Annotated in this window: 27 protein-coding genes, 1 tRNA gene and 1 pseudogene; 17 read left to right on the top strand and 12 right to left on the bottom strand. The window is 70.6% G+C overall.

Annotation, left to right across the window (positions count from 1 at the left end; translation table 11 throughout):
- Positions 1–36: 36 nt before the first annotated feature.
- Positions 37–612, bottom strand: a complete 576-nt coding sequence (locus NOO62_RS19555) for a hypothetical protein (RefSeq protein WP_268772183.1) — start codon at positions 610–612, stop codon at positions 37–39.
- 68 nt (positions 613–680) lie between these two features.
- On the opposite strand from NOO62_RS19555, the gene NOO62_RS19560 reads away from it, so the two are divergent.
- Positions 681–1214: a hypothetical protein gene (locus NOO62_RS19560; protein ID WP_268772184.1), complete on the top strand. Its 534-nt coding sequence runs from the start codon at positions 681–683 to the stop codon at positions 1212–1214.
- A gap of 16 nt (positions 1215–1230) precedes the next feature.
- On the opposite strand, the gene NOO62_RS19565 is transcribed toward NOO62_RS19560, so the two are convergent.
- The 7 genes from NOO62_RS19565 to NOO62_RS19595 form a co-directional block, all read right to left on the bottom strand.
- Positions 1231–1632 (bottom strand): hypothetical protein, encoded by a 402-nt coding sequence (locus tag NOO62_RS19565; protein WP_268772185.1) that lies wholly within the window; start codon positions 1630–1632, stop codon positions 1231–1233.
- 8 nt (positions 1633–1640) lie between these two features.
- Positions 1641–1931, bottom strand: coding sequence for a hypothetical protein (locus tag NOO62_RS19570; RefSeq protein WP_150184971.1), 291 nt, complete (start codon positions 1929–1931; stop codon positions 1641–1643).
- 185 nt (positions 1932–2116) lie between these two features.
- Positions 2117–2722, bottom strand: coding sequence for a phage tail protein (locus tag NOO62_RS19575; protein ID WP_268772186.1), 606 nt, complete (start codon positions 2720–2722; stop codon positions 2117–2119).
- A 115-nt stretch (positions 2723–2837) separates the two neighbouring features.
- A complete protein-coding gene (locus tag NOO62_RS19580) occupies positions 2838–3239 on the bottom strand; it encodes a hypothetical protein (protein ID WP_385959934.1) in 402 nt (133 codons plus the stop codon).
- 220 nt (positions 3240–3459) lie between these two features.
- Positions 3460–3645, bottom strand: a complete 186-nt coding sequence (locus NOO62_RS19585) for a helix-turn-helix domain-containing protein (RefSeq protein WP_268772189.1) — start codon at positions 3643–3645, stop codon at positions 3460–3462.
- Positions 3642–4184: a hypothetical protein gene (locus NOO62_RS19590; protein ID WP_268772190.1), complete on the bottom strand. Its 543-nt coding sequence runs from the start codon at positions 4182–4184 to the stop codon at positions 3642–3644. The genes NOO62_RS19585 and NOO62_RS19590 overlap by 4 nt, the downstream gene beginning before the upstream one ends.
- On the bottom strand, positions 4184–4516 hold the full coding sequence (locus NOO62_RS19595; RefSeq protein WP_268772191.1) for a WhiB family transcriptional regulator: 333 nt from the start codon (positions 4514–4516) through the stop codon (positions 4184–4186). The genes NOO62_RS19590 and NOO62_RS19595 overlap by 1 nt, the downstream gene beginning before the upstream one ends.
- 408 nt (positions 4517–4924) lie before the next feature.
- Between NOO62_RS19595 and NOO62_RS19600 the strand changes: the two genes are divergently transcribed.
- From NOO62_RS19600 to NOO62_RS19615, 4 genes are all read left to right on the top strand, one after another.
- A complete protein-coding gene (locus NOO62_RS19600) occupies positions 4925–5281 on the top strand; it encodes a transcriptional regulator (protein WP_268775693.1) in 357 nt (118 codons plus the stop codon).
- A 65-nt stretch (positions 5282–5346) separates the two neighbouring features.
- Entirely contained in the window at positions 5347–5871 is a 525-nt protein-coding gene (locus tag NOO62_RS19605) for a hypothetical protein (protein WP_268772192.1), read from the top strand.
- Between the two features lie 65 nt (positions 5872–5936).
- Complete coding sequence (locus NOO62_RS19610) at positions 5937–6824, top strand: hypothetical protein (RefSeq protein ID WP_268772193.1); 888 nt, start codon at positions 5937–5939, stop codon at positions 6822–6824.
- Positions 6763–7494 (top strand): ankyrin repeat domain-containing protein, encoded by a 732-nt coding sequence (locus NOO62_RS19615; protein ID WP_268772194.1) that lies wholly within the window; start codon positions 6763–6765, stop codon positions 7492–7494. Before NOO62_RS19610 ends, NOO62_RS19615 begins: the two co-directional genes overlap by 62 nt.
- Positions 7495–7544: 50 nt before the next feature.
- Here NOO62_RS19615 and NOO62_RS19620 read toward each other — a convergent pair whose 3' ends face one another.
- Both NOO62_RS19620 and NOO62_RS19625 read right to left on the bottom strand, forming a co-directional pair.
- Positions 7545–8123 carry a GNAT family N-acetyltransferase gene (locus NOO62_RS19620; protein WP_268772195.1) on the bottom strand — a complete coding sequence of 193 codons (579 nt, stop codon included), beginning with the start codon at positions 8121–8123 and terminating at the stop codon, positions 7545–7547.
- A gap of 72 nt (positions 8124–8195) precedes the next feature.
- The gene (locus tag NOO62_RS19625; RefSeq protein ID WP_268772196.1) at positions 8196–9797 is read right to left on the bottom strand and encodes an ABC-F family ATP-binding cassette domain-containing protein; all 1602 of its coding nucleotides are present in this window, start codon (positions 9795–9797) and stop codon (positions 8196–8198) included.
- Between the two features lie 1126 nt (positions 9798–10923).
- Here NOO62_RS19625 and NOO62_RS19630 point away from each other — a divergent pair.
- Positions 10924–11094 carry a hypothetical protein gene (locus NOO62_RS19630; protein ID WP_268772197.1) on the top strand — a complete coding sequence of 57 codons (171 nt, stop codon included), beginning with the start codon at positions 10924–10926 and terminating at the stop codon, positions 11092–11094.
- A gap of 84 nt (positions 11095–11178) precedes the next feature.
- Here the strand turns inward: NOO62_RS19630 and NOO62_RS19635 are convergent.
- Positions 11179–11684 (bottom strand): annotated as a pseudogene (locus tag NOO62_RS19635) (helicase HerA-like domain-containing protein); the annotation flags it as partial.
- 225 nt (positions 11685–11909) lie between these two features.
- Here NOO62_RS19635 and NOO62_RS19640 point away from each other — a divergent pair.
- Together NOO62_RS19640 and NOO62_RS19645 are read left to right on the top strand one after the other, a co-directional pair.
- On the top strand, positions 11910–12206 hold the full coding sequence (locus tag NOO62_RS19640; protein ID WP_003955420.1) for a type II toxin-antitoxin system VapB family antitoxin: 297 nt from the start codon (positions 11910–11912) through the stop codon (positions 12204–12206).
- Positions 12207–12396: 190 nt separating this feature from the next.
- Complete coding sequence (locus tag NOO62_RS19645) at positions 12397–13065, top strand: LytR C-terminal domain-containing protein (protein ID WP_268772199.1); 669 nt, start codon at positions 12397–12399, stop codon at positions 13063–13065.
- Between the two features lie 26 nt (positions 13066–13091).
- Here the strand turns inward: NOO62_RS19645 and upp are convergent, their stop codons facing one another.
- The gene (gene upp / locus NOO62_RS19650) at positions 13092–13727 is read right to left on the bottom strand and encodes a uracil phosphoribosyltransferase (protein WP_268772200.1); all 636 of its coding nucleotides are present in this window, start codon (positions 13725–13727) and stop codon (positions 13092–13094) included.
- A gap of 100 nt (positions 13728–13827) precedes the next feature.
- Here upp and NOO62_RS19655 point away from each other — a divergent pair, with 100 nt between their 5' ends.
- The 9 genes from NOO62_RS19655 to NOO62_RS19695 all read left to right on the top strand — a co-directional run bounded on the left by NOO62_RS19655 (position 13828) and on the right by NOO62_RS19695 (position 19507).
- Positions 13828–13998: a hypothetical protein gene (locus tag NOO62_RS19655; protein ID WP_268772201.1), complete on the top strand. Its 171-nt coding sequence runs from the start codon at positions 13828–13830 to the stop codon at positions 13996–13998.
- A gap of 214 nt (positions 13999–14212) precedes the next feature.
- A complete protein-coding gene (locus NOO62_RS19660) occupies positions 14213–14770 on the top strand; it encodes a hypothetical protein (RefSeq protein ID WP_268772202.1) in 558 nt (185 codons plus the stop codon).
- 81 nt (positions 14771–14851) lie between these two features.
- A complete protein-coding gene (tadA, locus tag NOO62_RS19665) occupies positions 14852–15283 on the top strand; it encodes a tRNA adenosine(34) deaminase TadA (protein WP_268775694.1) in 432 nt (143 codons plus the stop codon).
- Positions 15284–15352: 69 nt separating this feature from the next.
- A tRNA-Ser gene (locus NOO62_RS19670) sits at positions 15353–15440 on the top strand.
- A gap of 445 nt (positions 15441–15885) precedes the next feature.
- The gene (locus tag NOO62_RS19675; RefSeq protein WP_150169725.1) at positions 15886–16065 is read left to right on the top strand and encodes a hypothetical protein; all 180 of its coding nucleotides are present in this window, start codon (positions 15886–15888) and stop codon (positions 16063–16065) included.
- Positions 16066–16129: 64 nt separating this feature from the next.
- The gene (locus NOO62_RS19680; RefSeq protein WP_150217546.1) at positions 16130–16423 is read left to right on the top strand and encodes a Dabb family protein; all 294 of its coding nucleotides are present in this window, start codon (positions 16130–16132) and stop codon (positions 16421–16423) included.
- Between the two features lie 236 nt (positions 16424–16659).
- Positions 16660–17529: an RNA polymerase sigma factor SigF gene (locus NOO62_RS19685; protein ID WP_268772203.1), complete on the top strand. Its 870-nt coding sequence runs from the start codon at positions 16660–16662 to the stop codon at positions 17527–17529.
- Positions 17530–17772: 243 nt separating this feature from the next.
- The gene (locus tag NOO62_RS19690) at positions 17773–18636 is read left to right on the top strand and encodes an RNA polymerase sigma factor SigF (RefSeq protein ID WP_150169731.1); all 864 of its coding nucleotides are present in this window, start codon (positions 17773–17775) and stop codon (positions 18634–18636) included.
- A gap of 76 nt (positions 18637–18712) precedes the next feature.
- Positions 18713–19507: a hypothetical protein gene (locus NOO62_RS19695; RefSeq protein ID WP_268772204.1), complete on the top strand. Its 795-nt coding sequence runs from the start codon at positions 18713–18715 to the stop codon at positions 19505–19507.
- Positions 19508–19609 lie beyond the last annotated feature (102 nt).

Genomic DNA, 19609 nt, shown 5'->3' on the forward strand with positions numbered 1-19609 from the left:
TCTACTCCTCCGGATGTCTACTCCTTGCACGCCGGATCAGAAGCGGGCATTGAGCCGGGCGAGCTCGTCCTCGAGCCCCTGAACGGTGAGCCTGGCTTGGCGGGCCTCTCGGTTCAGTGCGTTGACCTGACTGGTCCGAAGCCCTTCGAGCTGGCTGTTCTGCCGACTGGCGGTCGACCGGAGGTCGGAGAGGTCGGCTTTGCGGGCGATCTTGCGGTTGAGTTCGGTGGAAAGGTTGGACACGCGTTCATTGACGCGCGTCAGGTCCGTCCGAATTCGCGTGATATTCGACGCGGCGTCGTTGAGATCCAGCCTGAGCTTTTCAGGGTCGCTCAGCGCGGCCCTGAGTTTCCTCTCCTCCCACTTCGCCTTGAGATCGAGCTCGGCACTCCAAAGCTTCACGCCGGTACTGAAACCGGTGAACTCGGCCGAGGCTCCGGTGACCGAAGCGGTGGCTCCGGTGGCCGCACCGGTGGCACCGACGATGTCCGCCTTGGCGCCGCCGTATTCCATCTTCGTCGTGAATGACTGGACTGACTCCCCGAGGCCCTGGACTGAATCCTCGAGATCTGTAATTCTGTCTTTCAGAGGCTTGCCCTCGCTGCCACTCATGGCCCTCATCTCCTTGGAAGGGTTCAGTCATGTATGGGAATACCGGTACTCAATTTTCCGGTCGCGGAATGTTCGAGTTCGACGTGCCCAAGCACTTGTCCGGGGGAGAATTCTTTATCGAGGCACGATGCCGGATATTCGGCCCCGGTTTTGCCATTCACGGCGAGATCCACGAGGACGGCATCACCAAGCACGAGCACATAGGCTTCGTGCACTGGGGCGACACAATTCACATGATGATCCCCGGACAGTACGAAAGACTGGTCGTCAAGGGCGCATCGAGTGACCGTAAAACCGGCCGCTGGAGCCTGGAATGCAAGAGCTTCCCGGAGCTTCCCGAGCTGTCGTCCGAGAACTCGGCCGGCGCATCGCGCATGTTCCTCATACGCGGTGGAGCGAGGCGCGCAGACGTCGAATTCGCGGGCGCAGGCTCTGTACGGCACTTCGATCTCGAGGGCGGCAAAGAACAGGAGATCGTCAGTAACACCGGCAGCTTCCGCGGAACCATCACGATCCCCGGGGACGGCGTGGTCGCGATCTCTCAGCCCTTCGGTGGCTGGGGTCCGATGCAGAAGTGGAAACTCACCCTTCGCGGGCGCTGACCCCGTCGGCTCCCCGTCAGGAGAAGAAGGCGACCAGCTGCTCCGCCGACGGCATGGAGGGCTCGGAGGCAGGTGCCCGCTCCTCGACGCGGTCCTCCGCAGGGCGGGGCGTGCCGGGACGTGGCAGTGGCTTCGGCGGGTCCAGGGGATCCGCGTCCTCGTCCTGGTTGACCGTCGCGAACATCCAGTTCGCGTCGGCCAGTTGGTCCACCACGTGGGCCAGGAGGTAGTCCGTGACCGACCACTCCGCAGCCTCCCCCTCCGTCTCCCGCGCCAACGCCCCCTCCTGCGGCAGATGCCGGATCAGGAGGGCGAGGCGGCGGGAGGAGAGGCGGCCGCGGTGCCAGTCCAGGAGGTCGAGGCCGTAGAAGCGGAGCAGGTCGGCCTCAAGAGCCTCGGCGTGTTCGTCGACGAACACGCCGAGGCTCAGCCTTCCCCCAGGCCGAGCCCGGTCTCCTTGCCGTACGCCTCAAGGATCGCCGCGATGTCCTGCATCGTGACCTCGTGCCGCTCGAAGCGGGCGTACTGCTGCTCCCCCAGGAGGAGTTCGAGCAGCCCGTCCACGTCGTTGTCGTCGAGGTCGCGCAGCTTGCGCGCGGTCGCGCGGGTCAGTTCGGTCGGCAGCTCGAAGCTGTCGGAGTCGAGCTCGAAGGTCCACGCCCGGCCGAGCGCTTCGAGGCGCTGGGCTCGGGCGGCGTTGACGTTGAAGCCGGACACGGGTCTCTCCTTCGGCAAAGGCGACGCCCGGCCGTGCTGGGGGCACGGGCCGGGCGTCGCTGGGATCCTATGCGGTCGCGCGCAAGCGCAACCGGCGATTTCGCGCAATCAACCAAGCGGTCGGCAGGGGGTGTTGAGCGATATCAGTGCACGCCCTCGTCCCCCCACCGCCCCGCCGGGCCCGCTTACGAGTACGACGTGGCCAGTTCCTTGATCCGGAAGCTGGCCAGCGGGGCGTTGTCGTCCTTGGCCAGCGCCGTGAACGTCACGCCCAGCTTCACCGCGCCGGTCCGGGTCAGACCGATCTCCTCGGTCTCGGTGACCTGACCGCGCGGCACGATGAACCGGTACTTCGCCGCTCCGTCGGTGAACTCGATGCCGAGCGCACGCTCGTCCGCCGCCGGGGAGTTGGCGAGGTCGTACGTGAACTCCTTCAGGTCGGCCTCGGCCTGCGCGTCGATCGTCGTCGGCGTGGTGGCCGCCTTGACCTCGCCACCGCCCATGAAGAAGGCCAGGTTCGCCTTGTTCAGCTGCAGCAGCTGGAACTTCACGGTGAGGTCGCGGTCGGAGTAGATGAACCGCGCCGGGCTCACCGACTGCCAGGTGTCGACCGGGTCGATCTTGTCCTTCTTGTTGAACTTGATGCCGTCGGTCGTGGTGTAACCGAGGTCCGTCCACTTCGCCTTGTCCCAGTCGGTGGCGATGGTGGCCGGCGCCTCGGTCCCGACCTGCGCGATCAGCACGCGTCCGGTACCTGCGACGCGGATTTCCTTGCCGTTGTTGCCTGCCATGCGAACTCCTCGGATCTCGGTTGTCTGTCGGTACGACGAAGGCCGTCACGACGAAGGCCCCGCCGGGTGGCAGGGCCTTGAGGGGGTGGTGCGGCTGCGACGTGGTGCGGTGGTGTTACGCGGGGCGGATCGAGATCCGCACCGTCGACAGGTACCGGTTGCCCGCCGGACGGTTGTAGTCGGGCAGCCAGCGCGGCCCGTCCGCCTCGGCGACGTCGGTGACGACGGCCCCGCCGTACGAGGTGCCGGCCAGTTCGAGCACACAGGCACGGGCGGCGAGGGAGATGCCGTGCGCGGTGGACTTGTCCGGGCCGTAGACCTCCAGGTCGAGCAGCGGCTGGTCGAGATGCCGGTCGTCGACCCACGCGCCGCCGACGCGGGAGACGAGGACGGCCTTCTGGGTGCCGTCGAACCCGGCGGGCGGCTTGTTGTCGACGACCGAACCGGCGAGCTCCGCCCGGTTCTTGAGGAAGTCGACGACGAGCCGTTCCGCGTCGGGGAAGGTCAGGATGGACACATGGACACTCCCTGTCATGAGAAGGGAAACGAGTGGGGGCAACACAAAGCGGCAGGTCCGCCGCCCCGGTGTGGGGCGCAGCTCTGCCGCTGCTCCAAGTGTGATCCAGGTGCCCTGATCCCGCAACTGACTGTCGGGCGGCGGGGGTTGAGCGGCTGTCCCGGAACGTGAAGAGGGCCCCGCACCATCCGGTGCGGGGCCCTCTCGACTCGCCTTGCGCCTACGCCCTCGCCGCCCGTCGCACGACGCGCTCCGCGGCGAACACGTCCTCCAGGCGGTACATGGAGCGCCGTCCCTGCCGTCCCGCGGCCTTCAGGTGGCCGAGCTGGACCCACTTGCGGATGGTCGCGGGCGAGACGTCGGCCTCGGTGGCGGCGAGGTCGCCCGAGATGAGCGGTGTGTTCATGCCGCGTCCCCCGTCTCCTCGCCCGTCTCCTCGTCGAGCACGTGCCGACAGGGCGGGTTCACGCACATCGCGACCCCGCGTTCGGGAAAGGCGCGCAGCGACACGGAGCCGCAGGCCGGACAGCGGCCGGGCAGCCGCACCAGCTGCTCGGGGTCCCCGAGGGCGCGGGCGCAGCGGTTGGCCATCCGGCGGGTCTCCTCCTCGACGTGGGCCGCGAGGTCGGGCATGTCCCTGTCCCGCAGTACGTCGAGGAGTTCGGTGAGGCGGCGCAGGCGGACCGGCACCGGGGCGGCGGAGATGCGGCGCAGGCCGAGGCGGTCCCGTACCGCCTCCTCCAGTTCGACCACCCCGTCGCCGACGTCGCGGAGGGCATCGGAGACGTAGAGGCGTACGGGCGCGACGGTCGACGCGGCGGGACCGCCGCCCCGCACCTCGCGGAACGTCCGTCCCGTGCCGGGCGCGAGCTCCTCAAGGAGCAAGGGGTACCGGCGTCGCAGCGAGTCGATCCAGAGCGCGGCACGGTCCACGGCACTGCTCATCACGAACTCCCCAGCTTCTCGGTGGGCTTCGGCTTGCGCGGTTTGACCTCGCGGCCGTTGCGCCAGAGGCGTCCCCCGCTGACCCCGTCGAACCAGGTGTGCGACGGGTCGACGATGGCTTCACACTCACGTCGGATCGGGCACTGATTGCAGGCGCGCAATACCGGCGCCGCTTCGGCAGGGGTGCGAGTGAAGACGTACTGCTGGGGGAGATCCACGCAGGCGGCGTTCCGGCGCCAGTCGAGAGCTTCGTCCCGGCGGGGCCCGGAGACTCGTATGTCAGCGAACGCGCTGTTCAGAGCAGGTGCGGGCAGATCTGTCCGATTGGGCATGCGCATCCCCTCCGCAGGTATGCGAACATTAGTTCGAAGACGTCGATGCGTGATCAGAGTTCCACGCTACGTGCGCATGCGCAACTAAAAACGGCGAGGAGTGGAATAGGGGAAGGAGACGGAAGTGGCCGGAAACAGACGCTGTCGCACCCCCTGGAGGGCGCCCTTCCGCGCCCGCCCGTGCCGGATCTTCACAACAACGTGCGAGCGCGCACATATTTCAGTGCGCGCGCGATCGGTACGCTCGCTCTGCGACGAGGGGAGAGCGACGACATGGTGTCCAGCCCGCGGGCCAGCGCCCGCAGCGACCAGGGGTACCGACCCGGGAGCGACCACGAACACAGCCGTGAGGGTGGCCGGAACCGAGCGGACGAACTGGAGGAGTTCGCCGAGTGGATCGAGGGCGTGATGCGCGAGCGCGGTTACGACATCGACAGTCCGCGCGGCGGCGGCAAGTCGAAACTGGCGGACGACGCGGGCGTGCACCGGGCCGCGGTCAGCCGCCTCATCCAGCGGCAGAGCATGCCGGACCTGGAGACGATGCGGCGCCTCGCCGCGGTGCTCGGGGTCCCCCTGCGGGACATGCTGATCCGTTCGGGGCGGCTGTCCGAGAACGATCTGCCGATCATGGCGGCACGGGGCGGGGATCCCGAGGCCCCCCGACTGCTGAGCCCCGAGGAAGCGGCCCGGAGAATGGGGGTGCCCCCAGAGCTGCAGGCGGTCTTCGTGAGGGTCACGAAGGCGTTCCTGCCGCAGGTCGAGTAGTCGAACAGCTGGGGGCCGACTCACGGCCGACTTACGCAGCCCGGGGGCACAGAGGGAGTGCGAACATGCCGACTGACGAAGCGGAGGGGCCGTCCGGGGGCGCACGGCGGCGCGGCGCGGGACGCCATGACGCCGAGAGCGGGACGAGGGCGTCCGAGGAGCTGGCCTACCTCGTCGGCGGGCTGCTGATCGAGCTCGGCTCGAAGATCCAGGAGGCCGGGGTCGACGGCGTCCGGATCCTCACCGAGGAGGAGGCGCAGATGACGCAGCTGCGCTGGTTCCAGGAGGGCTGGGCGGAGCACGCCCGCGCCACGGAACACGCGCGTACGGCCGACGACGGCCCCGGAGCCGGTTCGCCGGCGGGTCACGCCGGTCACGCGGACGAGCAGCCGCCGTCCACGGGGGCATCCACGGGGGCGTCGTCCCCCTCATCCGCGAGGCTGCTCCGGTTCCCTACGGACGCCCCGCGCGGCACGCACCCGCTGCCGATCGTGGGCACGGACGAGGTCCGCGGAACGAGGGACCTGATGGCGCACCGGCCGCGCAGGCGCCGGGAGGACGGACCGAAGCGCACCGGTCCTGACGCATAGCATCACGTATCCTCCGCTTTCGCCCGTCCGGGCGAGTGAGCGAGCAGGAAGAGAATGGACAGCTGGTGTCGCGAATATCGCGGGTGACGCGGGGGTCGCGGGTGCCGCGGGTCTCCCGCCTGGTCGGCTGGTGCCGGAACGCCATGCTCCATGAGTGGCGCAGCGTCGTCGTGGGCCCGTGCCGCAGGCTCAGGGAGCGCGGCCCCCTGGGCGTCTCACTGGCCGTCGCCGCCTGCGTCGCCGTGATCGGCCTGCACGAGTTCCAGCAGACCGCTGCCGGTGCGGGCGTGGTGCGCGTACTCAGTGAGGTACGCGCCGACCAGCCGGTCTGGCTGTCCCTGCTCCGCACGCCCGTCTCCGTGTTCGTGCCCGCGGTCGACCTGTCGGCCTGGGGCGGCCTGCCCCGCCTGTTCCTGGCGTTCGCACTCGCGGAGCTGCTCTTCGGACGCGTACGGACGCTGCTGGTGGCGTACGCCGTCACGCTCGCGGGAACCCTCGGGGCGCGCGTCATGGTCGCCCTCGGACCCGACCGGCTCGGTCTCCCCGCGGAGGCCGCGCACACGGTCGACACCGGGGCCTCGGCGGCGATCGTCGGCCTCTTCGCCTACACGGCCGTGGCGCTGCGCTCGCCGCTGCTCTTCCTCGCCGCGGTCGTACCGACGGTGACGGGGTCGATCGCCGAGCCGAACCTGGCGGGCCGTGAGCACTTGGTCGCGGTAACCGTGGCGATGGTTCTCGGTCTCGTACTGCACGGGACGACCGCCCGTTGTCAGTGGGCGCTGCCAGTATCGGAGGCAGTCGATCAGGAGGTCGGACATGGCCAGAAGCTCGGACATGACCGGGAGGCCGGACATGAGCGGGACGCCGGACATGAGCGGGGCGCCGGAGAGGGTGGTTCTCGACGCCGGCGCCCCGCTGGCCGCAGCCGTAACGGGCGCGATCCGGAGCGGTGACGTCGCGGCCCTGCGCGAGCTGCTCGCCACGCACCCCGGACTCGCCGCCGCGGGCGTCGAGCAGCACGGTGAGGCGGCGGGGGTGCGCAGCCTGCTCCACCTCGCCACGGACTGGCCCGGCCACTTCCCCGCCGGACCCGAGGTCATCGAGGTACTCGTCGCGGCGGGCGCGGACCCCGACGCCCGGTTCGTCGGCGCCCACAGCGAAACTCCGCTGCACTGGGCGGCGAGCAACGACGACGTGGCGGCGGTGGACGCGCTGGTCGCGGCGGGCGCGGACATCGAGGCGGCCGGGGCGGTCATCGGAGGCGGCACGCCGCTGGCCGACGCGCGCGGCTTCGGACAGTGGCGTGCGGCCCGTCGGCTCCTGGAACTCGGGGCGCGGACGACGCTCCAGGACGCGGCGACGCTGGGCCTGCTGGACAGGGTCACGTCCTGCATCGACACAGGTACGGACACCGACTCCGACGACATCACCGGCGCGTTCTGGGGCGCGTGCCACGGCGGACATCTGGCGACCGCCCGCTTCCTGCTCGAACGGGGCGCCGACCTCGACTGGATCGGGTACGACGACATGACGCCCCTGGACATCGCGGTCGAGGCGGGAGCCGACGACGTAGCGGAGTGGCTGCGGGGCGAAGGGGCCAAGAGGCGACGGGAGTTGGGGTGACATATCCCCGGCGCCGACGACGGGCGGGCCCCTGAACAGTCCGGCGCGGCCTACTCGCCGCCGGGAGCCGCGTAACAGTGCAGTACGACCCGCTGCCCCGGCTCCCACTCCTGCTCGACCACGCCCAGCAGCTGCCACCCCATACGTTCGTAGAGCGCGGTAGCCGACCGGTCGGATGACACCACGTCCAGGACCGGACGCAGTCCGCGCCCCCGCGCCTCCCGGAGGGCCCTCCCCATCAGAAGGGCCCCGATCCCATGCCCCCGGGCGTCCGGCGCGACGTACAGGCGACTCATCACGGCCACGGCCTCCGCCTCCGTCACGGCCACCGCCTCCGTCACCGCCTCCTCGCGCCCCCACAGCCCCGGTGCCGCGTCCCCCGGCCCGGGCCGGGACAGCGCGACGTGGCCGACGACCCGCCCGTCGAGCTCGGCCACCCACGCACCTATGGCGTCCGCGCCCTCCAGCCAAGTCCCGGGCTCGTCGGGCCAGTTGACCGGGTACCCGTCGGCCTTGTGCACGGCCGCGAGCACACCGACGCAGGCCTCCAGGTCACGCTGGCCGGAACGTTCCCGCAGCCGGAGGACGGGGTGGCCGTCTGCCGCGTCGGCGGCACGGTCTCGTCTCATCGGAGCATCGAATCACAGCGGTCGGCCGCGTACGCCCCGCACGCCCAAGTAGACATTTCGACAACAACCGCGTCAGGCGAGCGCGACCAACTCCCGGTATCCGGAGCTCCACATGTCCTCGTCCCCGTCCGGGAGCAGCAGCACCCGGTCCGGTCGCAGGGCGTCGATCGCACCCTCGTCGTGCGTGACCATCACGATGGCTCCGGGGTACGTCCCCACCGCGCTCAGCACCTCGTTCCTGGACGCCGGATCGAGGTTGTTGGTGGGCTCGTCGAGGAGCAGGACGTTCGCGCCGGAGTGGACGAGCCCGGCCAGCGCGAGCCGCGTCTTCTCGCCGCCCGAGAGGACCGATGCGGGCTTGTCCGCGTCGTCGCCGCCGAACAGGAACGACCCCAGCACGCGCCGCACCTCGCCGTCGGTCAGCTGCGGGGCCGCACCCGCGAGGTTCTCCCGGACCGTTCTCGTACCGTCCAACGTGTCGTGCTCCTGCGCGAAGTACCCGAGCCGCAGCCCGGGCCCGGCCACCACCCGCCCGGCGTCCGGGAGTTCACGCCCGGCGAGCAGTCGCAGCAGCGTCGTCTTCCCGGCACCGTTGAGACCGAGGACGACGAGCCGACTCCCCCGGTCGACGGCCAGGTCGACGCCGCTCAAGACGTCATGAGTCCCGTACGACTTGCTCAATGCCACCGCGCCGAGCGGCATCCGGCCGCACGGCGCGGGCTCGGGCAGCCGGATCCGCGCGACCTTCTCGCTCCGCCGCCCCGGCTCCGTACCGGCGAGCATCCGCTCGGCGCGCCGGTCCATGTTCTTCGCGGCGGTGGCGGTGGAGACGTGGGAGCGCATCTTGTCGGCCTGCGCGCGCAGCGAGGCCGCCTTGCGCTCGGCGTTGGCGCGTTCGCGGGTACGTCGACGCTCGTCGGCGGCGCGCTGGGCGCGGTAGGCGTGCCAACCGGTGTTGTGGACGTCGATGGTGGCGCGCAGCGCGTCGACGTGGAGGACACGGTTGACGGTCTCGGCGAGGAGTCCGGTGTCGTGGCTGATGAGCACGACGCCGCCCGGATACCCGGCGAGGTAAGTGCGCAGCCAGGCCACCGAGTCGGCGTCCAGGTGGTTGGTCGGCTCGTCGAGGAGCACGGTGTCGTGGTGCGCGAACAGGATCCGCGCGAGCTCGACGCGGCGTCGCTGGCCGCCCGAGAGCTCGCCGACGGGCCGGCCCATCACCCGCTCGGGCAGTCCGAGCCCGGCGGCGACCCGGGCGGCCTCGGCCTCGGCGGCGTACCCGCCGTATGCCTGGAAGCGGTCGTCGGCGCGGGCGTAGGCGGCCATGGCACGCTCCTGCGCGGCCGGTCCCGCGGCTCCGGCCATCGCGGCCTCCGCGGTACGCAGCGCCGCGACGGCCTCGTCCAGGCCACGCGCGGACAGGATGCGGTCGGTGACGGTGACGGCAGGGTCGGCGGCGCGCGGGTCCTGGGCGAGATGCCCGACGGAACCGGTACGGGTGACGGTGCCGTCGGCCGGGGCGGTCTGCCCCGCGAGGACCTTCAGGAGGGTGGTCTTACCGGCGCCGTTGCGCCCGACCAGGCCGACGCGGTCGCCGGGGGCGATGTGGAAGGAGACGTCGGACAGCAGAAGACGGGCACCGACGCGCACGTCGACACCTCGAACGGTGATCATGAGGTAACGCTCCGCAATAGCGAATGGACACACGGGTGACGTGAAGGCGTGTGTCCCAGCTAGGAAATGCGAGGCGTAGACATGACACCGAGGCTAACGCGACACCGGTTCCCCCTGCACGCAATTTCCCAGGCAACACGATCGCCACTCCCGAGCCCTCTCCAGCTCCTACGGCCGGAGCCCACGCCCCCCACTCACCAGCACCAGCACCAGCACCCGCACCCGCACCCGCACCCGCGAGGGGACGCGGACGCGGCCCCGCCCCACCAGACGGACCGAGGGCGAACCGCCCCCCACCGGCCCGCGCCCGCGAGCGAGACAGGAGGGGACGTGGGGGTATGTGCGCACGGAGCACCGAGCCCACCGAGACGGCCGGACACATCACACGCGGCGCAGGGATAGCGAGTACGCACATACCCGCGCGGCCCCGCCCCCACAGACGAACCCTGGGCACACCCGCCCCCACCGGCCCGCACCCGCGAGCGAGACGCCAGGGGACGTGCGGGTATGTGCGCACGGAGCACCGAGCCCACCGAGACGGCCGGACACATTCCACGCGGCGCAGGGATAACGAGTACGCACATACCCGCGCGGCCCCGCCCCCACAGACGCACCCTGGGCGCACCCGCCCCCTCCAACGCAGACGCCGCCCGAAGCGCCCGGCCTCTAGTCCATGAGGGCGGCATCCGGGCCCATAGCGATCGGCCCGGCCCCCACCCGGGGACATGCCCTCCATGAGCGCCCCGCCTGCCACCCCACGCCGCCACGCCACGTGGCCCCGGGCGCTGCTCACCCTCCTCACGGTTCTCCTGATCACCCTCGCCCCGGCCCCCACCCCCCGCCCTCTCCACCGAGACCAGCGGCGGCAGCAGCGAGGTCCAGTACGACCCCACGGACACAGCCCTACGTCTCCGCCTCCGCATCCCCACCCGCCGCGCCACCCACATCCCCACCCCACGCCCGACCGCCCCCGCACCACCCCACCGCGCCTCACCCCCCACCGCACCCGCCCCGCCGCCCCGCCTCCTCCCCGCCGTCCCCACCCCCCCGCTCGGTCGTCCTGCGCTGCTGAGGGTCCTCAGCCACCCCAGCCACCCCCACCTGCGCAACGCAAAAGGACACCCCCATGCCGATCGACCCCCACGCGGCCCTGCAAGCCCTGCTCCGCGCAGAAGCCGTACGAGCGACCCCCGCCGAAGCACCGCCCGCCACCCCCTCCGAAGACGGCACAGAGGACCCGCAGCACAACCGGCACGGACAGCACGGACAGCACCCCTCGGGCAGCGGGAACGGCTGACCAGAACGACCGGGACGACCGGGACGACCGGGACGACCCCGACGGCCGGCGCAGGCAAAACCGCTCAAGGCGCCCCCGCCAGACCTAGCGTCTGCGCCGAGCCGTCCCGAACACCGACCGCGAGATCTCCCGCCCGATCTGTGTCCCCATGGACCGCAGCAGCGACTTGAACATCCCGCTCCCCACCACCTGCTCCACGACAGAGCCCCCACCCGCGGCAGGAGCCGGAGCCGAAGACGAAGACGCAGCCCGCTCCGCCTCCCGCGCGCTCAGCTTCTCGTACGCCGACTCCCGGTCCACCGCCTCCGCGTACCGCGAGTACAGCGCCGACGACCGCACCGCCCGCGCCAGCTCCCCCGCCTCGACGGGCCCCATCAGCGACTCGGGGGCCCGCAGCCGCGTCACCGCCACCGGCGCGGGCGCGCCCTTCTCGCTGAGGACGGTCACCACCGCCTCGCCCGTACCGAGGCCGGTAAGGACCTCCTCCAGGTCGTACGCCGAGTCGGGAAACGTCCGTACCGTCGCCCTCAGCGCCTTCTGGTCGTCGGGGGGAACGTCCGCAGCGCGTGCTGTGCGCGGTTGCCGAGCCGCCGTCCGGAACCCTCGCCTCCGCCCGTCACCCCCGCACCCGGCACAGACTCGTTCGGGCGGTTCGCGTGGCCCGGCGTGGACGGAATCGACTCGCTCTCGCTCACTTCGTCCCCTGTTCCCGGCTGGCGTGTTCCCGGTTTGACCCGATTTAAGGCGTCATTTCCCAGGCTCGCACTCCGTCGCCATGGCTGCGCCCGGAGAGCCTTGCCCGGTAGGCTTTCCGTGTGATCTTCAAGCGCATCGGAAACGGCCGGCCGTACCCCGACCACGGCCGGGAAAGCACCCGGCAGTGGGCGGACGTCGCGCCGCGCCCGGTCCGCCTCGATCAGCTCGTCACCACCAAGGGCCAGCTGGATCTGGAGACCCTCCTCGCCGAGGACTCGACGTTCTACGGCGACCTCTTCGCGCACGTCGTGAAGTGGCAGGGCGATCTCTACCTCGAGGACGGCCTGCACCGCGCGGTCCGCGCCGCGCTCCAGCAGCGCCAGGTGCTCCACGCGCGCGTGCTCGAACTCGGCTGACCTACCCCGAACTCGGCTGACCGATCCCCGAGCTCGGCTGACCGACCCCCGAGGCCCTCAGCCGAGCCCGGCGCCCCGCACCGCGCGCCCCTCGCCCCTCGCCGCCCATATTGGCCCTTTCGGGTTGGACTGGACCCCGGGCAATGATCATTTAGTAGGCATCGCCGCCCCGCCGCACTACGCTGCGCCCATGAGCATGCTCACTCCCCCCGGCATGGGCGGCAAGTACCGCATCACGGGGGACAAATATCCACGGATGCGCCGCCCCAGCGGTCGCCGCAGGATCGTGCTCGCGGTCATCGCGTCCGTCGCGGCCGTCGGCCTGATCGGCTGGGGCACGCTGCAGCTCATCGACGTGTTCACGGGCGGCACCAAGGCATCCGCCGCGGGCCACGCCTCCCAGGACTGCGACCGCAAACAGGCCGTCGACGCACCCCGGACGACCTCGGAACAGAAGCAGAAACAGAAGCAGAAACCGCTGCCCGAGCCGAAGCAGATCACCGTCAACGTCTACAACGCCACGCCCCGCGGCGGCCTCGCCAAGAACACCGCCGACGAGCTCAAGAAGCGCGGCTTCACCATCGGCAAGGTCGGCAACGCGACGAAGGCGTACGACAAGAAGGTCAAGGGCACCGCGCTGCTCCTCGGCGCCAAGTCCGCCGCCGACACCGCGATCCCCGTGCTCGGCACGCAGCTCACCGGCGCCGAGCACCGGTCCGACGCCCGCAAGAGCGGCGAGGTCGACCTGGTCATCGGCACGCGGTTCAAGAACCTGGCCAAAAAAGAGGACGCCGACAAGGCCCTGGCCGCACTGGCCAAGCCCGAGCCGACGCCCATCGCGTCCGACAAGAACTGCTGAGACGTCCTCCGCGGAAGAGCCGCTGACTACTCCGCGGTCCCGTACATCCGGTCACCCGCGTCGCCGAGTCCCGGCACGATGTACCCCTGCTCGTTGAGCCGCTCGTCGACCGAGGCCGTCACGACCGTCACCGGCGTCCCCGCCAGCTCGCGCTCCATGACCTCGACGCCCTCGGGGGCGGCGAGCAGCACCACGGCGGTCACGTCGTCGGCGCCGCGCTTGATGAGTTCCTGGATCGCCGCGACGAGCGTGCCGCCCGTGGCGAGCATCGGGTCGAGGACGTACACCTGACGCCCGGAGAGGTCCTCCGGCATGCGCGTCGCGTACGTGGAGGCCTCCAGGGTCTCCTCGTTGCGGATCATGCCGAGGAAGCCCACCTCGGCGGTCGGCAGCAGCCGCACCATGCCGTCGAGCATGCCGAGCCCGGCCCGGAGGATCGGGACCACCAGCGGACGCGGGTACGACAGCTTCACGCCCGTCGTCCGCGTCACGGGGGTCTCGATGTCGACCTGCTCGGTGCGCACGTCCCGGGTGGCCTCGTACGCGAGCAGGGTGACCAGCTCGTCGGCGAGGCGCCGGAAGGTCGGGGAGTCGGTGCGCTTGTCGCGCAGCGTGGTGAGTTTGTGCGCCACCAGCGGGTGGTCGACGACGTGGATCCGCATGACATCAACAGTAACCGGGCTCGGGCCCCACGCCTCTCGCTGGCATCAACACCGCCATCCGAGGGAAGGTGGGGACGTACGAACTGAGGTGGTGTGGCCCATGACGGAGCACAGTCCGCAAGACGAGACCGACACCGAGCGCCGCAGGCGGCGCGCCCAGTTCCTGCGCGAACGCACCGAGGCCATCGAGCTCCGCGACCGCGTGAAGCCGCGCCGCGCCCGGGCGGCACGCATGCGACAGCAGATGCGTATGCGCACGTTCCGCTGGTAGCGACCCGCCGCCCGGCCGCCCGGCGGCGGGCCCGGCGGGGGCCACCGAAAAACGCGACGCGGAACACAGCGGCCGGAAGACCTCTCCTGACGGCGCCGTTTCTGCCACGATTCCGAATGGGCGGGGCTTCGTACCGCACTCCCCGCTCCCCGACCTCGCCGGGGGGACCCCAAACCGCCAACCGGCACTGCCTATGACCAGTGGGAGAGTCACGGTGTACTTCGCCGCACTGCTCGCGCGCACCGAAGACGGGTGGGAAGCGAGCGACACGGAGCTCGACGATGTGGAGACCCTGTCGGATCTGGCCGATCTGGCCCGTGAAGCCACGGCCGATTACGACGACGACACGGTGCTCGTCTTCATCGAACAGGAAGACGCGTGGTTCGGCGTCGTCCGCGTCGACGGTGAGGAGGACCCTCGTATCTACGTGTCCGACGCGGCCGCGGCCGCCCGCAGCTCGTACGGGGAGATCCTGCTCACCGACGAGATGCTCGGCCGGGCCCCCGACGACGACGGGACGGTCGATCTGGACGCCCTCGACCTCGACGGCACGGAGGACGGTGAACCCGAGGCCGCCGAGGCCGAGGCGGACCCGGACGCCGACGCCGACGCCGGTGCGTCGGGGGTGCCTTCCGGGCCGCTCGGCGACTCGGAGATCCTCGCCGACCTCGGCGTGCCCGAGAAGGATCTGCTCGGCCTGGAGAGCGGCGACGCGCTGAGCGAGATCGCCGAGATCCTCGGAGCGGCGGAGGTGCTCGAGACCGTCCGCTAGGTTCCCCGTGTGACCGACCCGATCAATCCGACCGAACCCGAACCCGAACCCGATCCCGTACGCGACCGCTGGCGGGCGCCCATGCGGCTCGCTCTGGCCGAGGCCGAGCTGGCAGGCAAGGGCGGTGACGTTCCCGTCGGCGCCGTCGTGCTGTCCCCGGACGGCACGACGGTGATCGCCGCGGGGCACAACGAACGCGAGGCCGGTGGCGACCCCACCGCGCACGCGGAGGTGCTCGCGCTGCGCGGGGCCGCCGCGGCGCTCGGCGAATGGCGGCTGACCGGCTGCACGCTCGTCGTGACGCTGGAGCCGTGCACGATGTGCGCGGGCGCGCTCGTGCAGTCCCGCGTGGACCGGGTCGTCTACGGAGCGCGCGACGAGAAGGCGGGCGCGGCGGGCTCGCTCTGGGACGTCGTACGCGACAGAAGGCTCAACCACCGCCCCGAAGTCGTCCACGGCGTCCTCGCCGAGGAGTGCTCCGCACAGCTGACGGACTTCTTCCGGAACCGCTGACGCACTGAAATCAGGGGGCGCCCCAAACGGATTTCTGTCCGCGGCCCACCTTGGGCTAGAGTTCCTCTCGGTAGCGTGTCCGAGCGGCCGAAGGAGCTCGCCTCGAAAGCGAGTGAAGGGTAACCCCCTTCCGTGGGTTCAAATCCCACCGCTACCGCTTCAAGGGAACCGCTCCCGATCTGTGAGAACAGGTCGGGGGCGGTTTTTCGTTGCCCGCACGGTGCCCACGTGCCCGCACGGTGCCCACACAGAGAACCCCGGTGCCTGTAACGGCACCGGGGTTCTCTCCCGTCAGGACGGGGGAAGCGGCATCGGGGGGACAAGCCGCTCCCCCCGACGAGGACTGGCCCTCAAGTCAGCGCCGCCGTCAGGGGGGAAGCAGACGGCGCGGACCCCGCAGTGGGGCCGGTCCCGCGCCCCGCGGATTCCTGCCAGATCCGCTGGGCTCACCACCCATCCTGCTGCCCGCGCCGCCCGTGGAGCGCGGGCAAAGGACCTCTGCTGCCAGGTCGTTGGTCCCTAAAAGCCTCGTCAGTACGGTCCGGGTTAGACTCGCCGCCGTCACAGGGGTCACACGGGGCGCGGCAAGGGGAGGCCAGATCGTGGCAGTGCAGTGGAAGAAGCTCGGCCTTTTCGCGGTGGTCGTCTTCGTGCTCTACGTGATCATCACCGACCCCGCCAAAGCCGCCGACTACGTGCAGATAGGGTTCGAGGGCATTTCGAGCGCCGCTCAGAGCATCGGCGACTTCATGACGTGGGTCGCCAACGGAGGCAAGGACTGAGCGGCTGTCCCGCCGCAGCCCTCCCAGCCCTCCCAGCCCTCCCAGCCCTCTCCAAGGAGTGCCCGTGATCCGCCATCTGGTCCTCTTCAAGCTCAACGACGGCGTCCAGCGCGACGAGCCCCGCGTGGTCGAGGGCGTCGAGGCGTTCCGCGCCCTCGGCGGGCAGATCCCGGAGCTCACGTTCTGGGAGTGCGACTGGAACATCACCGACCGCCCCATCGCGTACGACTTCGCCATCAACTCGGCGGTCGAGGACGTCGATGCGCTGAAGCGGTACATCGAGCACCCGGCCCACCAGGCGGGCGTCGCGCTGTGGCGCGAGTTCGCCACGTGGGTGATCGCCGACTACGAGTTCTGAGCCGCCCGCCCCACCTGCTCCCGAAGGGCCCCGCACCGCGAAGGTGCGGGGTCCTTCGCGCTCGTACGCCCCAACTCGCCCCCAACACGTAGTTATCAGGTGCTTGCACACAGTGCACATGTCTTGTGATGCTATGACCGCTTTTGACGAATGAGTTGACCGAGGTCGACCGGACGTCGACCGAGCTTGACTGTGCCTGACTGACAGTGCCTGTCTGAGAAGGGGTGGCGTTGACCGTGCCGGCCAGTACTGCGCCCGAAGCACCACCCGCGAGGACCGCACAGAGCACTGGGAGCACCGAGGGCACCGGGGGCCCCGGCAGTACCAGGAGCACCGGAAGCACCCGAGGTGCCGACACCCGCGCCCTCACTCAGGTCCTCTTCGGCCAGCTCAAGGACCTGGAGCCGGGCAGCCCCGAGCACGGCCGGGTGCGCGGCGCGCTCATCGAGGCCAACCTGCCGCTCGTGCGGTACGCCGCCGCGCGCTTCCGCAGCCGCAACGAGCCGATGGAGGACGTCGTCCAGGTCGGCACCATCGGCCTGATCAACGCCATCGACCGGTTCGACCCCGAGCGCGGCGTGCAGTTCCCGACCTTCGCGATGCCGACCGTGGTGGGCGAGATCAAGCGGTACTTCCGCGACAACGTCCGCACGGTCCACGTACCGCGCCGCCTGCACGAGCTGTGGGTGCAGGTGACCGGGGCGACCGAGGACCTCACCACCGCCTTCGGGCGCTCGCCGACCACCTCGGAGATCGCCGAGCGGCTGCGCATCACCGAGGACGAGGTGCTGGCCTGCATCGAGGCCGGCCGCTCGTACCACGCGACCTCACTGGAGGCGGCCCAGGAGGGCGACGGGCTGCCCGGCCTGCTCGACCGGCTCGGCTACGAGGATCCCGCACTCGACGGCGTCGAGCACCGCGACCTCGTACGCCACCTCCTGGTCCAGCTGCCCGAGCGCGAGCAGCGGATCCTCCTCCTGCGCTACTACAGCAATCTGACGCAGTCACAGATCAGCGCCGAGCTGGGTGTTTCGCAGATGCACGTGTCGCGATTGCTCGCCAGGAGCTTCGCACGCCTCCGGTCCGCAAACCGTATCGAGGCGTAACCGGTTCGAGTGGAGTGCCGTCGGGGCTGTTCCCGACGGCACTCTTTGCTGAAATGCCCCAGACCCCCTCTTTCCTGCACGGATGTCACCCTTGTTTGTCGACAAGTAACTACAGCGTGTTGCCGACATGTGACATTCTGCTGGAACCGCGTTTGCCGTAGCCCCACCTCCGGTATTCAGGTGGAGGCTGCGTTCCTCCGACGGAGCGCCCGCCGCGACCGTCCGCGACCTCAAGGGGGTGGCATGTCCGCAGACCAGGGCAGCTCGAAGGTGCTCACGCTCACGCTCGTCAAGAGCCCGAGCGAATCCGCGCCCGACGCGCTTCACAGCTCAACAGCCTCGGAAGCCATCGACACCCGGACCCTGTCCCGCTCCCTCTTCCTGCGGCTCGCCACGCTCGCCCAGGACAGCCCGGAGCGCGTCTATGTACGCGACACGCTCATCGAGCTCAACCTGCCGCTCGTGCGGTACGCGGCGGCTCGTTTCCGCAGTCGCAACGAACCGATGGAGGACATCGTCCAGGTCGGAACGATCGGCCTGATCAAGGCGATCGACCGTTTCGACTGCGAACGCGGCGTGGAGTTCCCGACGTTCGCGATGCCGACGGTCGTCGGCGAGATCAAGCGCTTCTTCCGCGACACCAGTTGGTCGGTGCGCGTGCCGCGCCGCCTCCAGGAACTGCGGCTCGCCCTCACGAAGACCAGCGACGAGCTCGCCCAGCGCCTCGACCGCTCGCCGACCGTGCCCGAGCTCGCCGCCGCGCTCGGCGTCTCGGAGGAGGACGTCGTCGACGGCCTCGCGGTCGGCAACGCGTACACGGCGTCGTCGCTCGACTCCCCGACCCCCGAGGACGACGGCGGCGAGGGCTCCCTCGCGGACCGGCTCGGGTACGAGGACACGGCACTGGAGGGCGTGGAGTACCGCGAGTCCCTCAAGCCGCTGCTCGCCAAGCTGCCGCCGCGCGAGCGCCGCATCATCATGCTGCGCTTCTTCGCCAACATGACGCAGTCGCAGATCGGCGAGGAGGTCGGCATCTCGCAGATGCACGTCTCCCGGCTGCTGACCCGGACGCTCGCGCAACTGCGCGAGGGACTCATCTCGGACTGAGGCACCAACGCGACGCGCGGGGGCCCGTGTTGCTGACGGGGTTCCTAATTGACGGACCGTCAGCCACACTGGCGCGATGCGACGTGGCGTACGGAACGTGCTCGGTGCGGGTGCCGCCGTGCTCTGCCTCGGCGGGCTCCTTTCCGCCTGCGGCGACGGTGGCGGCGACGACGGTTACGTGGCGACCGGCGCGGCCCCTGAGCGGGCGCGGGGGCAGGCCGTGGGCCCTGACCGTGACGTGAAGCTGGTGCCGCTCGACGAGGAAGACGGTGACTCCGCCGCTCGCAGGGGCGGGAGGTCGCCCTCCTCGGCCTCGGCGGGGCCCCGTGGTGGAGGCGGCTCGGAGGGGAAGTCGCCCGCTTCGGCGGGGAGTTCGTCGCCGGGCGCGCGCACGGAGGGGCGCTCCGGCAGTCCGTCGGCGCCGGGGGCGGGGGCGGGCAGCCCTGGGGCGGACGGCCCCGGCTCTCAGGCCCCGCAGGACCCGCAGACCCCTCGGACCCCGCAGACCCCGCAGGACCCGAAGCCCGGCCCGGAGCCAGGCCCTGAGCCCGGCCCTCCCAGCGGCCCCGCCGCGCTCTCCGTCGGCGACCCCGACCGCAAGCCCGCGGACAAGCGCTGGTGCGAGAACGTCACCGTCGCCTTCCACAACACCGGTGGCGCACCGGTGCGTTCGGGCACGGTGACTCTCGGGACGCACGTCATCGGCGCGCTCGGCGTCGACTGGGCCACGATCGAGTCGACCGTGAAGCTGCCGACGCCGATCGGACCCGGTCAGAAGAAGAAGAAAACCTGGCCGGTATGCGTCGACGCGTGGCGCGTTCCGCTCGGCATGCACGTGGAGACGCGGGACGTCGCGGTGAAGTGGCGGTAGCCCGTGCCGGGGGCCCGGAGCGCCATATACGTCTGCGGGTGCGTCGTGGTCGCTCGCGCAGTTCCCCGCGCCCCTGACCAGCACCTCGTCCGGCCCCACTGG

The sequence above is a fragment of the Streptomyces sp. Je 1-369 genome (assembly GCF_026810505.1).
GTDB lineage: Bacteria > Actinomycetota > Actinomycetes > Streptomycetales > Streptomycetaceae > Streptomyces.

What these genes read in the sequence shown, in the direction of transcription:
- NOO62_RS19595 (WP_268772191.1), bottom strand. Translation starts at nt 4,516, where the DNA reads ATGCCCAATCGGACAGATCTGCCCGCACCTGCTCTGAACAGCGCGTTC.
- NOO62_RS19630 (WP_268772197.1), top strand. Translation starts at nt 10,924, where the DNA reads ATGCCGATCGACCCCCACGCGGCCCTGCAAGCCCTGCTCCGCGCAGAA.
- NOO62_RS19555 (WP_268772183.1), bottom strand. Translation starts at nt 612, where the DNA reads ATGAGTGGCAGCGAGGGCAAGCCTCTGAAAGACAGAATTACAGATCTC.
- NOO62_RS19695 (WP_268772204.1), top strand. Translation starts at nt 18,713, where the DNA reads ATGCGACGTGGCGTACGGAACGTGCTCGGTGCGGGTGCCGCCGTGCTC.
- NOO62_RS19620 (WP_268772195.1), bottom strand. Translation starts at nt 8,123, where the DNA reads ATGAGACGAGACCGTGCCGCCGACGCGGCAGACGGCCACCCCGTCCTC.
- upp (WP_268772200.1), bottom strand. Translation starts at nt 13,727, where the DNA reads ATGCGGATCCACGTCGTCGACCACCCGCTGGTGGCGCACAAACTCACC.
- NOO62_RS19560 (WP_268772184.1), top strand. Translation starts at nt 681, where the DNA reads ATGTTCGAGTTCGACGTGCCCAAGCACTTGTCCGGGGGAGAATTCTTT.
- NOO62_RS19575 (WP_268772186.1), bottom strand. Translation starts at nt 2,722, where the DNA reads ATGGCAGGCAACAACGGCAAGGAAATCCGCGTCGCAGGTACCGGACGC.
- NOO62_RS19645 (WP_268772199.1), top strand. Translation starts at nt 12,397, where the DNA reads ATGAGCATGCTCACTCCCCCCGGCATGGGCGGCAAGTACCGCATCACG.
- NOO62_RS19605 (WP_268772192.1), top strand. Translation starts at nt 5,347, where the DNA reads ATGCCGACTGACGAAGCGGAGGGGCCGTCCGGGGGCGCACGGCGGCGC.
- NOO62_RS19600 (WP_268775693.1), top strand. Translation starts at nt 4,925, where the DNA reads ATGCGCGAGCGCGGTTACGACATCGACAGTCCGCGCGGCGGCGGCAAG.
- NOO62_RS19585 (WP_268772189.1), bottom strand. Translation starts at nt 3,645, where the DNA reads ATGAACACACCGCTCATCTCGGGCGACCTCGCCGCCACCGAGGCCGAC.
- NOO62_RS19590 (WP_268772190.1), bottom strand. Translation starts at nt 4,184, where the DNA reads ATGAGCAGTGCCGTGGACCGTGCCGCGCTCTGGATCGACTCGCTGCGA.
- NOO62_RS19625 (WP_268772196.1), bottom strand. Translation starts at nt 9,797, where the DNA reads ATGATCACCGTTCGAGGTGTCGACGTGCGCGTCGGTGCCCGTCTTCTG.
- tadA (WP_268775694.1), top strand. Translation starts at nt 14,852, where the DNA reads ATGCGGCTCGCTCTGGCCGAGGCCGAGCTGGCAGGCAAGGGCGGTGAC.
- NOO62_RS19690 (WP_150169731.1), top strand. Translation starts at nt 17,773, where the DNA reads ATGTCCGCAGACCAGGGCAGCTCGAAGGTGCTCACGCTCACGCTCGTC.
- NOO62_RS19655 (WP_268772201.1), top strand. Translation starts at nt 13,828, where the DNA reads ATGACGGAGCACAGTCCGCAAGACGAGACCGACACCGAGCGCCGCAGG.